We start from the raw sequence: 13,621 nt of genomic DNA, 5'->3' as shown, positions 1-13,621 counted from the left end.
GTCAAGGTCACGTCACGATCCTCCACGCGTTCACCACGGGCGGCTCAACAACGGGTCGGTTGCCCCCCGGCGCGCAGCGTCTCCAGCGTCTTCAGCGCGTCGTCCAACGACGTCACCTTCAGCAGCGGCAGGTCGGGCTGCGGGTTGCTGACCGCCTCGGCGCAGTTGTCGGCGGGCACCAGGAACACCTTGGCACCGGCCTTCTTCGCGCCGACCAGCTTCTGGGCGATGCCGCCGATGGGGCCGACCCGTCCCTCGTCGTCGATGGTGCCGGTGCCGGCGATGTTCTTCCCGCCGGTCAAATCGGCCGGCTCCAGCTTGTCGATGATGCCCAGGGCGAACATCAGCCCGGCGCTCGGTCCGCCGATGTCCGCCAGGTCGATCTTCAGGGTGAACGGGTGCGGCTGCTGCTGGTCGATCTCGACACCGATCCGCGGCCGGCCGTCCTGCTCCCGGCTGGTCACCGTGGCCGTGCCGGGCTGCCCGTCCCGGGTGTACCCGATCTTCAGCGCGGTGCCGGCCGGCTTGGCCCGGATCAGCTCGGTGAGCCGGGCGGCGCTGGTCACCTGCTGGCCGTCGACCGAGGTGAGCACGTCGCCGGGCTTGAGCACGTTCGTCGACGGCCCGCCGGCGGTGACCGCCTTCACCAGCACCTGGACCGGGTAGCCCAGCTCGCGCAGGGCCGCCGTCTCCGCGCTGGTCTGCGAGTTCTGGAAGTCCTCGACGTTGCGCTTCTCGATCTCCTGCTGCGACTCGCCCGGCGGGTAGACCAGCTCGCGGGGCACCACCGCCTCGTCCTTGGAGAACCAGCCGGCCAGCGCCGAGCGGAGCCGGACGGTGGGCTGCACACCGACCGTGGTGAGCCGCAACTGCCCGGCGGAGGTGGACGTCGGCCGGCCGTCGACCTGGATGATCTCCTTGCCGTTCGAGGTGCCGAGGGTGTTGACCGTCGGGCCGGGACCGAGCACCACGTACGGGATGGGCACGCTCAGCACCCCGATGCTGAGCAGGGCGGTGAGCAGTGCACCGAAGAGTACGGTCACGCCGCGACGTCTCATGCGGGAGAGCGTACCGAGCCGGGCATGCGGCTCCGGCCCGACGACCGGCGGACTTCGCCCTCGGCGCAACGCCGACCTGCCCGACCTGCGGCGCAGCGCCTCATTCGGTCTGGAGCGCCGCCTGGCGGCGCGGGGCCGAATTACCACCGCACGCGTACCGTAGACGACGTGCCTGATATTCCGTTCGGCTTCGCGCTCCCGGGTGGGCAACCACCAGACCCCAACGACCCCGCACAGATGCAGCAGTTCATGACGCAGTTGCAGCACCTGCTCTCCGCGTCGGGCAGCGGTCCGGTCAACTGGGACCTCGCCCGGCAGGTGGCCGCGAGTCAGCTCGCCGCCGCCGGCGACCCGGCGGTCTCGCCGTTCGAACGCAACGCGGTGGAGGAGGCGCTGCGCATCGCCGATCTCTGGCTGGAGCCGGCCACCTCGTGGCCCTCCGGCATCCGGACGTCGATCGCCTGGAACCGCAACGAGTGGATCTACAAGACCCTCGACGTGTGGCGCAAGCTCTGCGACCCGGTGGCCAGCCGGATGGTCGGCGCGATGGGCGACCTGGTCCCGCCGGAGGCGCGGGCCCAGCTCGGCCCGATGCAGTCGATGGTCGCCACGCTGGGCGGCGCGCTCTTCGGCGGCCAGCTCGGCCAGGCGCTCGGCTCGCTCGCCGCCGAGGTGCTGTCCGCGGGCGACATCGGCCTGCCGCTCGGCCCGGCCGGCACCGCCGCGCTCGTCCCCGCCAACATCCGGGCGTACGGCGAGGGCCTGGAGCTGCCCGAGGACGAGGTACGCCTCTACGTCGCCCTGCGCGAGGCCGCCCACCAGCGGCTCTTCCAGCACGTGTCGTGGCTGCGCGGGCACGTGCTCGCCGCAGTGGAGAACTACGCCGCCGGCATCCGGGTCAACCGGGAGGCGATCGAGGAGGCGATGGGCCGGGTCGACCCGACCGACCCGGAGTCGATGCAGGCGATGGCCCTGGAGGGCATCTTCACCCCCGAGGACAGCCCGGCGCAGAAGGCCAGCCTGGCCCGGCTGGAGACGGTGCTCGCCCTGGTGGAGGGCTGGGTGTGCCACGTGGTCGACAGCGCGGCCGGCGATCGGCTGCCCAACGTCGTACGCCTCGGCGAGGCCTTCCGCCGGCGCCGGGCCGCGGGTGGGCCGGCCGAGCAGACGTTCGCCGCCCTGGTCGGTCTGGAGCTGCGGCCCCGCCGGCTGCGCGAGGCGACGGTGCTCTGGGCGGCGTTGACCGAGCACCGCGGGATCGCCGGCCGGGACGCGGTCTGGGGTCACCCCGACCTGCTCCCGTCGGACGACGACTTCGCCAACCCGGAGGCGTTCGCGGCGACCAGCAGCGACCTGGACGAGGAACTGGCCAACTTCGACTTCACCGCCCCCGGCGCCCCCGAGGAGGACCGCCCGGGCGAGGACGACAAGCCCTGACCCTTCTCCCCCGGTCCCAAGGTCCGCGCAACATCAGGGAAGTAGTGGCCTCAGCGGTGAGTCGGGGCCGCTACTTCCTGGAAGTTGTGCGGATCCTGCTTCTAGTGGGGGCGCGGGGAGAGGAGGGCGCGGGTGGCGTCCCAGCCGTCGATGGCCGGGTCGAGGGCCGCCAGGTCGGCGGGGCCACGCAGCCGGCGCCAGCCGGCGGTGACGGCGACGTCCCCCGGCCGCGGGGCGGCGGCCCGCACGTCGGCCGCCGCCGCCGTCGACAGGTCCACCTCGGGCAGCCATTCAGGTACGGGCAGCCGCGCCGCCACGCCGAGCAGCCCCGGGCCGTGCCCCTCCACCGGGGCGACCGCCACCGGGCGGCTGGACAGCGGCCGGAGCAGCTTGCCGAGGGTGAGCCCGGGCAGGTCGGGCGCGTCGGCGACCACCACCGCCGCCTGGTCGTACCGGGCCGGCCCGGTGCCAGCATCCGCCGGCGCGGCACCATCGCCCGGCCACCCGGCATCGTCGACGGTCGGGGCGGCGCGGTCGGCGGTCAACGCCGCGAACACGGCGTTGACCGTGGGTTCGGACACCTCGTACACGGGGGTGCCCGGCCAGACGACGGCGTCGGCCAGCCAGCGGTCCCCGGGCGGCACCGCCACCGCGGTCTCCACCTCGTTGAGCGTGGCGAGCAGGTCCACGACGTCCTCGGCGAGTGCGGTACGCCACCGCGTCGGATCGATCCCCGGCGGCGTCCAGGTCACCGGTCCGAGCAACGCCACCACCACACGTCGGGCCATGCCCGACCCTAACCCGGGCCGCGCCACACGGGGCGGCCCGTCGCCGGTGCCCTCAGCTCAGCCGGCCAGGGCGACGGAGGCGACGCCTTCCAGGTAGCCCCGGGCCCGCTCGGTCTTCGGGTAGCGGCCGACCAGGGCCCAGAACCGGGCGTTGTGGCTGGGCACGATCAGGTGCGCCAACTCGTGCAGGAGCACGTAGTCGATCACCCAGTCGGGCATGTCCTGGATCCGGTGGGAGATCCGGATGGTGCGGTCGGCGGGGGTGCAGGAGCCCCACCGGCCGTTCTGGTTGGTGACCCAGCGCACGCTGGCCGGGGCGGCCGCGCCGCGGTGCTCGGGGAGGTAAAGGTTGATCAGGCGGGTGGCTCGGGCCAGCAGTTCCCCGTCGGAGCGGGCGAGCCGGCCCTCCCGGGCGGCGAGCCGGGCCAGCATCCGGTCGACCCACTCGCTCTCCTCGGCCCGGGAGAACTGGTCGGGGATGAGCACCACGACCCGTTCGCCGTCCCGATACGCGGACACTGTACGTCGCCGGCGCTGACTGCGCCGCACCTCGACGACCGGCTTCCGCGTCCCGGCCATTACCGGTCCGCGCAGCCTCGGATGACTGTCACGAAGGCAAGCTAATGCTTACTGACCAGGAGTCCGCAAGAGTAAACACGATGACACGCGCCCGGAAAATGGTATTTGGTCGCGGGGAGTCCTGAAAAATTTCGTTGCGCTGGCCGCTCGAAGGACTCCGGTCACCCTTCGTGGCGAACCGAACCGGCCCGCCGGCCGTCACCCGTCGGCCCTCGGACACGTTAGGTGATCTACGGGTGGGGCGTCGCGCGGGGCTGCCCGAAGGGGGAATCTGAGTGCATTCACCCGGCGTGTCCCCGCCAAACTGACTTATCCGACCTAACCCGGCATGCACACTCTCGTCGTCGGCTTGCTCACAGAGTCGGCGTACAGCTGACATGGAACTGCCCAGAGCTGGGTAGGGTCCGCCAACCGGCGGTCACGAGCGTGATCGCGGAGAACCACCCGGCGCCGGAGCCACGCGTGGCCCGCCGCTGGGAGACCCGCCGGGCGTGCCCGGCGGACGAGACGAGGAGGGCTAGCGTGGCCGACCAGGCCCAGACCTACAACGGTTACTGCGTCAAGTGCAAGGAGAAGCGGGACTTCGAGGGACGCGTGGAGGTCTCGAAGACCGGCATGAACATGGCCAAGGGCAAGTGCCCGGTGTGCGGCACAACAGTGAACCGCATCCTCGGCAAGGCCAAGGTCTGACCCACGAAGGTGCCGCCGGGCGGGCCGCCAGGCATGAGCCCGCCGGCACCTTTGTCGTCGGGTGGCGCGGGAGAGGGACGACCGGCGACTGGTCGCCCCTCTCCCGCGTCACCTCCGACCACTGACTGTCGGTCGGCCGACACCGGTTACCGCCCGGTTGTGGATAAGCCGGCTTTTCCTGTGGACAGCCCTGGATGCGGTCGGGCATACCTGTGGACAACGAGGCACGGACAGCGCGGATACGGTAACGATTCGTGGCATGACCGCGCGCACCCCGCTCGCCCGTCCGACGTTCCTGCCGGGCCTGACCCGGCTCTGGCGGGACCGGTACACCCTCCAACTCGGGCTCGAACCGGGCCGTGCCGTCCTGCTGGAGGTGGCCAACCCCTCGGCCGCCCGCCTGCTCGACCTGCTGGACGGCACCCGCAGCGAGCGCGCCGTCCTCGCGTACGCGGCCACGCTCCAGGTGGCACCGGACGAGGCCCGGGTCCTGCTGGACACGCTCCGGGCCGCCGGTCTCGTCGTACCGGCGCACAGCCTGCTTCCCCGCGACCTCGCCGGGCCGGCCCGGGCCCGGCTGGCCGACGAGGCCGCGGCCCTGCCCCTGGCCCCCGCCGGGCTGCCCGGCACCCCGGCCCAGGTCCTACGCCGCCGCCGGGCGGCCCGGGTGCTGGTCACCGGTGCCGGCCGGCTCGGCGGGGCGATCACCGTCGCGCTGGCCCAGGCCGGCGTCGGCCACGTGGCACCCGACCTGTCCGGCCCGGTCCGCGCGGGCGACCTGGTCGGGACCGGCCTGACCGCCGCCGAGGTGGGCCGGCCGCTGGCCACCGCCCTCCGGGAGGCGCTCGGCCGGTCCGCGCCAGGGACGAAGACCGGGCAGCTGCCGCGCGGCCGCGTCGACCTGGTGATCCAGCTCGGCACGGACCGCCCCGCGGCCCTGCTGGCCGCCCGGTACGCGCAGCGCCGCCAACCCCACCTCCTGGTCGACCTGCGCGGCGGCGTGCCGGTGGTCGGCCCGCTGGTACGGCCACCGGCCGGGCCCTGCCTGAGCTGCCTCGACCTGCACCGGGTCGACCGTGACCCGGACTGGCCGGCGCTCGCCGCCCAGCTCGCGACCGACGAGACCGAGCGCCCGTGCGCGGCCACCACCCGGCTGGCGGCGGTGGCGTACGCCGCGGCGGAAGCGCTGGCCCACCTCGACGGCGGCGCTCCGGAGACCCCCGGCTGCGCCGTCGAGATCGCCGGAGCCGGCCGGTTCCGCCGCCGTCAGTGGCCACCGCACCCGTCCTGCGGGTGCTCCGGACGTCGCTCGACCCGAATCGGCATCACCCGCTCCGGGCTCGCACCAGCAACGGGCCCGTCGAGTCGGTAACAATGACCGGGTGACCGACATCCCGCGCCGGGCCGTGTCCCGGACCGCCAAGCTCGCCGCTCTGCCGCTCGGCTTCGCCGGCCGGACCGTCCTCGGCATGGGCAAGCGGGTCACCGGGCTCGCGTCCGACGTCATCTCCGCCGAGATCCAGCAACGCACCGCCGAGCAACTGTTCAGCGTGCTCGGGCAGCTCAAGGGCGGGGCGATGAAGTTCGGGCAGGCGCTGTCGGTCTTCGAGGCGGCGCTGCCCGAGGAGATCGCCGGGCCCTACCGCCAGGCGCTCACCAAGCTCCAGGAGGCCGCCCCGCCGCTGCCCGCGGCGACCGTGCACAAGGTGCTCGCCGAGCAGCTCGGGCCGGACTGGCGGGACCGGTTCGTGGAGTTCAACGACACCCCGGCCGCCGCCGCCAGCATCGGGCAGGTGCACCGCGCGGTCTGGCGCGACCCGGGGTACGGCCCGGACGGCGCCCCGCACCACCGGGACATCGCCGTGAAGATCCAGTATCCAGGCGCCGGGGACGCCCTGCTCGCCGACCTGAAGCAGCTCTCCCGGCTCGGCGGCATGTTCCGCGCGATCCAGCCCGGGCTGGACGTCAAGCCCCTCCTCGTCGAGCTGCGCGAACGGATCACCGAGGAACTGGACTACGAGTTGGAGGCCGAGTCGCAGCGGGCCTTCGCCGCGGCGTACGCCGGCGACGCGGAGATCTTCATCCCGGCGGTGGTGGACGCCTCGCCCCGGGTGCTGATCACCGAGTGGGTGGAGGGCATCCCGCTCGCGGACATCATCCGGAACGGCACCGAGGAGCAGCGCGACGAGGCCGGTCGGCTGATGGCCGAGCTGCACCTCTCCGCGCCGATGCGCGCCGGGCTACTGCACGCCGACCCGCACCCGGGCAACTTCCGGCTGCTCCCGGACGGTCGGCTCGGTGTGATCGACTTCGGCGCGGTGGCGCGGATGCCGGAGGGCACTCCCGAGCCGATCGGCCGGCTGGCCGGGCTGGCCCTGCGTGGCCGGGCGGACGCGGTGGTGGCCGGGCTGCGCGAGGAGGGCTTCGTCAGCCAGACCGAGCCGATCGACGCGCAGGCGCTGTTGGAGTGGCTCCAGCCGATGCTGACCCCGGTCGCCGAGGAGGAGTTCCGGTTCACCCGGGCCTGGCTCCGTTCCGAGGCCACCCGGCTGGCCAGCCCCCGGTCGCCCTCGTTCCAGCTGAGCCGCCAGCTCAACCTGCCCCCGTCCTACCTGATGATCCACCGGGTGACGCTGGGCTCGATCGGGGTGCTCTGCCAGTTGGAGGCGAAAGCGCCCTACCGGGCGATCCTGGAACGCTGGCTGCCCGGCTTCGCCCCGGTGAGCTGAGCGCCGACCGAGCCAGGGCGGGTCTGGCCGATCGTCGCCCGGCCTGCGCCGGCCCCAGACGTCGCCGCGACCCGGGTGCCGGCCGCGGCGGGAACGCCACGGGGGCGGTGGCCATCCGGCCACCGCCCCCGTCGTGTTCGGTAGGGATCTAGAGAACGCCCAGGTCGCGAGCCGACTGGCTGCGGCTCTTCATGGCGACGGTACGGGCGGAACGGGTTGCCTCAGTGCTCGTGGTGGTGCGACCGGCCTGAGGCCGGGGCATTCGAGCCCTGGACAACGCTTCGTGAAGTAGTTGCATCTCGGTTCCATTCGGCAGGTGCATCATCGGTTTCAGCTTTCTCGCGGCCGGTGGGACACCGGCGGGGACGTGTGGATCGGAAACGTGTCAGGCTGCCAGCCGGACCGTGTTGCGCGACTCGGACAGCCCACTGGCCGCCAGTCGCGCCTCGGCCTCGACCCGGAGCTGGGCGTCGCGGGCGAGGTCCTCCTTGCGCGGACGGCCACGGGGCCGCTTGCGCGGGACGACCGCGCCACGCTCGAAGATCTCGCCGCCCCAGACCCCCCACGGCTCGGCACGCTCCACCGCGCCGGCAAGGCACTCGACGCGCAGCGGGCAGTCCCCGCAGAGCGACTTGGCCAGCTCCAGCTGGGTCGGGGCATCGGAGAACCACAGGTCAGGGTCGAACTTCCGGCAGGGCAGGTTCGCCTCCACCTCGACGCTCACGTCGAGCGGGGCCAACGCCAGACTCATCCTCCGGTCACCTCTCTCTCACTTCGATCTCGTGGATCGTGTTTCCGACGTACTTCGGCACTTCGCGGTGCAAAAAACTGAGGCCGCGGATCCCGGTAGCGGGTTCCGCGGCCTCGAGGTGAGCCGGTGGTCTGGTGGATCAGACCGGTCTACCTCGAGGTGGAACACCGCGGGCATCCGTGCGCTTGTTGACGCCGATGCCCATGCCCGTGAAGCCACTGGTCCCCTCGATCCCCGCCAGCGGCGCAACGGTCAGGTTCAGCTCGGCCTGAACCTGGACCTGGTGCACCTGCGGGACCGACGGTCGAGTGGCAAGGGCCACCCGGACGGACGACAGCGGAGCGCAGGCAGCTGGCATCGCCGCCGGACGCTCGTAGATGTAGGTCTCCATTGATGCCACCTCCCTGACTTTCCTCGTGCCGACCATGGACTCATCCCCCGTGAGCAGCCCGAATGGCGCCGCTCGTGAGGTGTGCTCTGAGGCTATTCCTCGCCTCCGGGGGAGGGCAAACGATTTACGGCCAGATCTAGAAACTTTTCTGTGGGCAGACATCGTCGACCGCTGCGCCTGCCACCAGGGCCAGCACGGTATCGCCGTAAAGTCCCAGTTTGCGGGGGCCGATTCCGGCGATCGCGATGAGTTCCTCGCTGCGTCCCGGCCGCCGCTCGGCCAGCGCGGTCAGCGTCGCGTCGGTGAAGACCACGTACGCCGGCACCCGCTGCGCCTCGGCCACCCGCTGCCGCCACTCGCGCAGCCGCTCGTGCAGTTCCTCGTCGAGGTCGGACGGGCAGGTCGGGCAGCGCCCGAGCTTGCGGTCCGCCCCGGCGAGCAGGGTGGCGCCGCAGATCCGGCAGGACACCACCTGAGGTCGCCGCCGCTCGGTCCGCCGGGCCGCGCCGGCGCCGGCCCGCTCGGTGCCGCCCGAGCGGTCGAGCTGCGGCAGGAAGCGGGACGGCCGCCGGGCCCGTCCACCCGGCGAGCGGGCCGCGGCGTACGACAGCCAGAGCCACTCCCGAGCCCGGGTGATCCCGACGTAGAGCAGCCGCCGCTCCTCCTCGACCTGCTCGGGGGTCTTGGCGTAGGAGGTGGGCAGGGTGCCCTCGACGAGGCCGACCAGGAACACCGCGTCCCACTCCAGGCCCTTCGCGGAGTGCAGCGAGGCCAGCGTCACCCCCTCCACTGTGGGTACGTGCTGCTGGGCCGCCCGCCGGGCCAACTCCTCGTTGAAGTCGGCCAGCGTCACCGGGCGCTCGACCGCGGCGGCCTCCCCGATCGGGGTGATCTCCGGCGTGCCCGCGTACTCCTCGGCGAGCTGGACCAGGGCGGCGAGCGCCTCCCACCGCTCGCGGGCGGCGCCGCCCGCCGGGGGCGCGTCGGGCGCCCAGCCGACCGCGGCGAGCCCCTCCACCACGGCGGCCGGCAGCGGGGTCTCGCCAGGGATCGACCGGGTGGCGGCGCGCAGCGCCACCATCGCCTGCCGCACCTCGGGCCGCTCGAAGAACCGTTCCGCCCCCTGCACCTGGTACGGCACCCGCGCCTCGGTGAGCGCCTTCTCGTACGCCTCGGACTGCGCGTTGGTCCGGAACAGCACCGCGATCTCCCGGGCCGGGGTGCCGCCGTCGATCAGCGCCCGGCAGCGGGCGGCGACCGCGTTCGCCTCGGCCGGTTCGTCGGTGAAGATCCGCAACTCGGGTTCGGGGCCGGGCGGGCGCTGTCCGTGCAACTCCAGCCGCAGCCGGGCCTCGGTGCCCCGGGCCTGCGAGATGACGGCGTTGGCCAGCCCGACCACCTGCGGGGTGGAGCGGTAGTCGCGAACCAGCCGGACCACCGCGGCGGAGCGGTACCGGCGCGGGAAGTCGACCAGGTACGACGAGGTCGCCCCGGTGAACGAGTAGATCGTCTGGCTGGCGTCGCCGACCACGGTGAGGTCGTCCCGGCCGCCGAGCCAGACGTCCAGCAGCCGCTGCTGGAGGGGGTTGACGTCCTGGTACTCGTCGACGACGAAATGCCGGTACTGGCCGCGTACCTGCTCGGCGACGTCGGCGTGCTCCTCCACACCCCAGACGGCGGCGCGCAGCATGTCCTCGAAGTCGATCACGCCGTTGCCGCGCTTGAGCCGCTCGTACGCGGCGAAGACCTCGGCCACCTTCGCCGGCTCGTACGGGGTCTCACGCAGCGCCTTGGCCGCGGCCACCACGTACTCGCCGGGCTCGACCAGGGACGACTTGGCCCACTCGATCTCACCGGCGAGGTCGCGGGCGGCGGCCCGATCGGCGCGCAGGCCCACCTTGGCGGCGGCCAGGGTGACCACCCGGACCTTGCTGTCCAGCAGCTCCGGCATGGCGCGCCCCTCCAGCAGCCGGGGCGCGAAGTAGCGCACCTGGCGCAGCGCCGCCGCGTGGAAGGTGCGGGCCTGGACGTTGCGTACCCCGAGCGCGGTAAGCCGGGCTCTCATCTCGGCGGCGGCGCGGGCGGTGAAGGTGACCGCCAGCACGTGCCGGGCGGAGATGTCGCCGGTGAGGGCGCGGTGAGCGATCCGGGCGGTCACCGCCCGGGTCTTGCCGGTTCCGGCGCCGGCCAGGATGCACACCGGACCGGCCGGTGCGGTCACCGCGGACCGCTGTTCCGGATCCAGTCCGGCGAGCACCTGTTCCGCCGCTGAGTGAACCGCCACAACCAGGAATCATCTCAGCCCTCCGCGATGTTGCAGCGGTTAGCCTGGCCGGATCGGACCGGGCGCGAGCCTTCCCTTGGAGGACCTGACCATGTTGACGATGTATTCCACCCCGTGGTGCGGCTACTGCCACCGGCTGAAGTCGCAACTCGACCGGGAGGGCATCGGGTACGAGGTGGTCGACATCGAGCAGGATCCGCAGGCCGCGGAGTTCGTGATGAGCGTCAACGGCGGCAATCAGACCGTTCCGACCCTGCGTTTCGCCGACGGCAGCGCCCTCACCAACCCCTCGATCAACCAGGTCAAGCAGCACCTCGCCACCATTTCCGCCTAACCCACCCCCCACCCCGCCCGTCCCGGCCCCTGCCCCGGTCCCGGTCCGCCCCGGTGATCATGAAGTTAGCGCCCGTGAGTTCGGCGTGTCGTGACGACAACCTCATGATCGACGGTGGACAGCGGGCGGCGAGGGCCCGGGACGGGGCTGGGGGTGGGGGTGGGTGGGTCCGTGGAGGGGGGTGGGGTCAGGCGGCGGTGGTGCCAGAGGTATCCGCCGGCGGCGGTCGTGACCACTCCGACCAGGGCGAACAGCAGGCGGTAGTCGAAGACGCCGACGAGCAGGGCGCCGGTGCCGATGGAGACCGCCTGCGGGCCGCTGACCAGCGCCTCGGAGGCGGCGGTGACCCGGCCGAGCAGCTCCGTCGGGGTACGCCGCTGGACCAGCGTGTTGAGCCCCACCATGGTCAGCGGCAGCGACACCCCGGCGAGCAGCAGCGCCCCCACGCCGAGCCAGAGCCGCGGGTACGCCAGCGCCAGCGCGGCCGGCCCGAAGAACGTAACCCCGGCGGCGAGCGCACCCACCTCCCCGGCCCGGCGTACCACGCCGGCCGAGACGAGCCCGCCGGCCAGCCCACCGACGCCCTGCACGGTGACGAGCACGCCGACGAACGCGGCGTCCCGGTGCAGCCCCAGATCGACGTACGCGAAGATCAGCGACTCGGTGAAGCCCATCACCAGCGAGCCGAGCCCGTAGCCGAGCAGGGCGCGGCGCAGTGCGGGCTCGCCGGCCAGGTGCCGCAGGCCGGCGCCGAGCCCGGCCGGCCAGCGCCGGACGGCGCCGGGTGACCCGGACTCGGTGACCCGGAGGAGGCCGACCACGGCCGCGGCGGTGAGGAAACCGGTCATGGCGAGGGCGACCAGCAGCCATCCCCCGACGGCGGCGTAGAGCCCGGCCCCGGCGAGCGGACCGACCAGCCGCAGGCCCTGCCGGACGGTCTGCAGCACCCCGTTCGCGTCGGCCAGCAGCTCGCTCGGCACGATCTGGCGGATCAGCCCGCTCAGCACCGCGCTCAACGCGATGTACGACAGGCCGTAGCAGGCTGCCACCGCGTAGATGATCCAGACGTCAGCGCGATCACGGACCGCGAAGAGCGGGCCGAGCAGCACCGCCGTGCCGAGGTTGGCGACCACGAAGAACGGCTGGCGCCGGTACCGGTCGACGACCCAGCCGACCAGTGGGGCCAGGGCCATCGGCGCGACGATCGCGAAGATGGTCGCCCCGGCCATCCCGTCCGAGCCGGTCAGGTCCTTCGCCCAGACGGCGAGGGCCAGCAGCAGGATCGACTCGGCCGCCATGCTGGCCAGCAACGCGGCGAAGAGCAGGCGGAAGTCGGGGCGGCGCAGAACGACGCGCATCGGGGTTCCCTTCGGCGAGGGGTGCGTCGGGGACGCGCGCCCGGCCCCTCCCCGTCCGGACCGGTCGGGCGTCCTTCCAGAGTCCACTTTTTGTCGCAAGACACGCCCTCGCCGGAACCTCCGACATCGGTCGCGGCGTCCATACTGACCGTGGGGGCCGAACTTCATACGGTTACCGTCGCGCCCTGCGGCGGTCGACGGAAAGAGGACATCGTGCCTCCTGCCACACCAGGCCCGATCCTGCGTCGTCGCAGGCTCGGCACCGAGTTACGCCGGCTGCGTGAGCACGCCGGCCTCACCGGCGACCAGGTCATCGAGCGGATCGGTTGGGCCTCCGCGTCCAAACTGTCCCGCCTGGAGAACGGGCGCAGCCGACCCGACCCCGACGACGTCGGCGTCCTGCTGGCCCTCTACGACGCGGACGACGGGCTGCGCGAGGAACTGCTGGGGATCACCCTGGAGGCCGGCGACATGCGGGGCTGGCTGCGCAACTTTCCGGTGATGACCCAGCAGCAGCGCGGCTTCGCCGAACTGGAGGCGGGCTGCGCCGAGATCTCCGAGTACAACCCGGTGCTGGTCCCCGGGCTGCTCCAGACGCCGGGATACGCCCGGCACCGGATCAGCTCCGCGTCCCGAGTGGCTGAGCAGGCCGGCGACTCGGAGGGCGAGGACCCGGAGACCGAGGTACGCGCCCGCCAGGCCCGCCAGTCGCTGCTGACCCGATCCCCCGACGCGCCGCGCTACACGGCGGTGCTGGAGGAGGCGGCGCTCGGCCGGCGGGCCGGACCGCCCGCGGTGCTGCGCGAGCAGATCGTCCACCTCTGCGAGCTGGCCATGCTGCCGAACGTCACGCTGCACCTGCTGCTGCGCGACACCCGGATCGGCGACTGGTACCTCCCGCCGACCGCGTTCTCGGTCTACCGGTTCGCCGATCCGCTCGACCCGGAAACCCTGGCCATCGAAGGCGGGTTCACCGACGTCATGTCGACCGAGGTAAACACCCTAAATCGCTATAAAGTGGTGTTCGAGTGGCTACGCTCGGCGGCGCTCTCCGCATCGGACACCCTCTCCTGGCTCATCGAGACGACGGGACGGCTGCCCGACACGGCAGCCGAGTCCACTGCGGCGTCCGGGCCGGCAATGGCGCCGGCCCAGCGCCGCCGCGGCTCGGGCCGCCTGGCGACGGACCGGTGATCCACGCCGGACCTGGCCGTCCGCGCGG

The 13,621-nt window shown here is 72.8% G+C and carries 13 protein-coding genes; 6 read left to right on the top strand and 7 right to left on the bottom strand.

Features of this window, described 5'->3' with window-relative positions:
• Window positions 1-44: 44 nt before the first annotated feature.
• Window positions 45-1,058, bottom strand: a complete 1,014-nt coding sequence (locus ACIRG9_RS24670; RefSeq protein ID WP_402860322.1) for a PDZ domain-containing protein — start codon at window positions 1,056-1,058, stop codon at window positions 45-47.
• A gap of 168 nt (window positions 1,059-1,226) precedes the next feature.
• Between ACIRG9_RS24670 and ACIRG9_RS24665 the strand changes: the two genes are divergently transcribed.
• Entirely contained in the window at window positions 1,227-2,495 is a 1,269-nt protein-coding gene (locus ACIRG9_RS24665) for a zinc-dependent metalloprotease (RefSeq protein ID WP_402860319.1), read from the top strand.
• Between the two features lie 101 nt (window positions 2,496-2,596).
• Here ACIRG9_RS24665 and ACIRG9_RS24660 read toward each other — a convergent pair whose 3' ends face one another.
• The gene (locus ACIRG9_RS24660) at window positions 2,597-3,283 is read right to left on the bottom strand and encodes a hypothetical protein (RefSeq protein ID WP_402860316.1); all 687 of its coding nucleotides are present in this window, start codon (window positions 3,281-3,283) and stop codon (window positions 2,597-2,599) included.
• A gap of 57 nt (window positions 3,284-3,340) precedes the next feature.
• The gene (locus tag ACIRG9_RS24655; RefSeq protein ID WP_402860313.1) at window positions 3,341-3,862 is read right to left on the bottom strand and encodes a M48 family metallopeptidase; all 522 of its coding nucleotides are present in this window, start codon (window positions 3,860-3,862) and stop codon (window positions 3,341-3,343) included.
• 522 nt (window positions 3,863-4,384) lie between these two features.
• Between ACIRG9_RS24655 and ACIRG9_RS24650 the strand changes: the two genes are divergently transcribed.
• The 3 genes from ACIRG9_RS24650 to ACIRG9_RS24640 all read left to right on the top strand — a co-directional run bounded on the left by ACIRG9_RS24650 (window position 4,385) and on the right by ACIRG9_RS24640 (window position 7,281).
• Window positions 4,385-4,552, top strand: a complete 168-nt coding sequence (locus ACIRG9_RS24650) for a DUF5679 domain-containing protein (protein ID WP_012014940.1) — start codon at window positions 4,385-4,387, stop codon at window positions 4,550-4,552.
• A 259-nt stretch (window positions 4,553-4,811) separates the two neighbouring features.
• Window positions 4,812-5,924 carry a TOMM precursor leader peptide-binding protein gene (locus ACIRG9_RS24645; protein WP_402860311.1) on the top strand — a complete coding sequence of 371 codons (1,113 nt, stop codon included), beginning with the start codon at window positions 4,812-4,814 and terminating at the stop codon, window positions 5,922-5,924.
• Window positions 5,925-5,934: 10 nt separating this feature from the next.
• On the top strand, window positions 5,935-7,281 hold the full coding sequence (locus ACIRG9_RS24640) for an ABC1 kinase family protein (protein WP_402860308.1): 1,347 nt from the start codon (window positions 5,935-5,937) through the stop codon (window positions 7,279-7,281).
• A 385-nt stretch (window positions 7,282-7,666) separates the two neighbouring features.
• On the opposite strand, the gene ACIRG9_RS24635 is transcribed toward ACIRG9_RS24640, so the two are convergent.
• From ACIRG9_RS24635 to ACIRG9_RS24625, 3 genes are all read right to left on the bottom strand, one after another.
• Window positions 7,667-8,032 carry a WhiB family transcriptional regulator gene (locus ACIRG9_RS24635; RefSeq protein WP_402860305.1) on the bottom strand — a complete coding sequence of 122 codons (366 nt, stop codon included), beginning with the start codon at window positions 8,030-8,032 and terminating at the stop codon, window positions 7,667-7,669.
• 139 nt (window positions 8,033-8,171) lie between these two features.
• A complete protein-coding gene (locus tag ACIRG9_RS24630) occupies window positions 8,172-8,423 on the bottom strand; it encodes a hypothetical protein (RefSeq protein ID WP_402860302.1) in 252 nt (83 codons plus the stop codon).
• Between the two features lie 136 nt (window positions 8,424-8,559).
• Window positions 8,560-10,707 carry an ATP-dependent DNA helicase UvrD2 gene (locus ACIRG9_RS24625; RefSeq protein WP_402860299.1) on the bottom strand — a complete coding sequence of 716 codons (2,148 nt, stop codon included), beginning with the start codon at window positions 10,705-10,707 and terminating at the stop codon, window positions 8,560-8,562.
• Between the two features lie 91 nt (window positions 10,708-10,798).
• Here ACIRG9_RS24625 and ACIRG9_RS24620 point away from each other — a divergent pair, with 91 nt between their 5' ends.
• Complete coding sequence (locus ACIRG9_RS24620; RefSeq protein WP_402860297.1) at window positions 10,799-11,041, top strand: mycoredoxin; 243 nt, start codon at window positions 10,799-10,801, stop codon at window positions 11,039-11,041.
• 65 nt (window positions 11,042-11,106) lie between these two features.
• Here ACIRG9_RS24620 and ACIRG9_RS24615 read toward each other — a convergent pair whose 3' ends face one another.
• Entirely contained in the window at window positions 11,107-12,399 is a 1,293-nt protein-coding gene (locus ACIRG9_RS24615; RefSeq protein WP_402860294.1) for an MFS transporter, read from the bottom strand.
• Window positions 12,400-12,612: 213 nt separating this feature from the next.
• On the opposite strand from ACIRG9_RS24615, the gene ACIRG9_RS24610 reads away from it, so the two are divergent.
• Window positions 12,613-13,593: a helix-turn-helix domain-containing protein gene (locus ACIRG9_RS24610; protein ID WP_402860291.1), complete on the top strand. Its 981-nt coding sequence runs from the start codon at window positions 12,613-12,615 to the stop codon at window positions 13,591-13,593.
• Window positions 13,594-13,621: the final 28 nt, after the last annotated feature.

The organism is Micromonospora sp. NPDC093277 (genome assembly GCF_044765245.1).
GTDB lineage: Bacteria > Actinomycetota > Actinomycetes > Mycobacteriales > Micromonosporaceae > Micromonospora.
This window is presented reverse-complemented; position numbering and strand designations above follow the sequence as displayed.

Coding starts and splice junctions, on each gene's coding strand:
- ACIRG9_RS24645 (WP_402860311.1), top strand. CDS start 4,812: ATGACCGCGCGCACCCCGCTCGCCCGTCCGACGTTCCTGCCGGGCCTG.
- ACIRG9_RS24660 (WP_402860316.1), bottom strand. CDS start 3,283: ATGGCCCGACGTGTGGTGGTGGCGTTGCTCGGACCGGTGACCTGGACG.
- ACIRG9_RS24635 (WP_402860305.1), bottom strand. CDS start 8,032: ATGAGTCTGGCGTTGGCCCCGCTCGACGTGAGCGTCGAGGTGGAGGCG.
- ACIRG9_RS24670 (WP_402860322.1), bottom strand. CDS start 1,058: ATGAGACGTCGCGGCGTGACCGTACTCTTCGGTGCACTGCTCACCGCC.
- ACIRG9_RS24620 (WP_402860297.1), top strand. CDS start 10,799: ATGTTGACGATGTATTCCACCCCGTGGTGCGGCTACTGCCACCGGCTG.
- ACIRG9_RS24630 (WP_402860302.1), bottom strand. CDS start 8,423: ATGGAGACCTACATCTACGAGCGTCCGGCGGCGATGCCAGCTGCCTGC.
- ACIRG9_RS24615 (WP_402860294.1), bottom strand. CDS start 12,399: ATGCGCGTCGTTCTGCGCCGCCCCGACTTCCGCCTGCTCTTCGCCGCG.
- ACIRG9_RS24655 (WP_402860313.1), bottom strand. CDS start 3,862: ATGGCCGGGACGCGGAAGCCGGTCGTCGAGGTGCGGCGCAGTCAGCGC.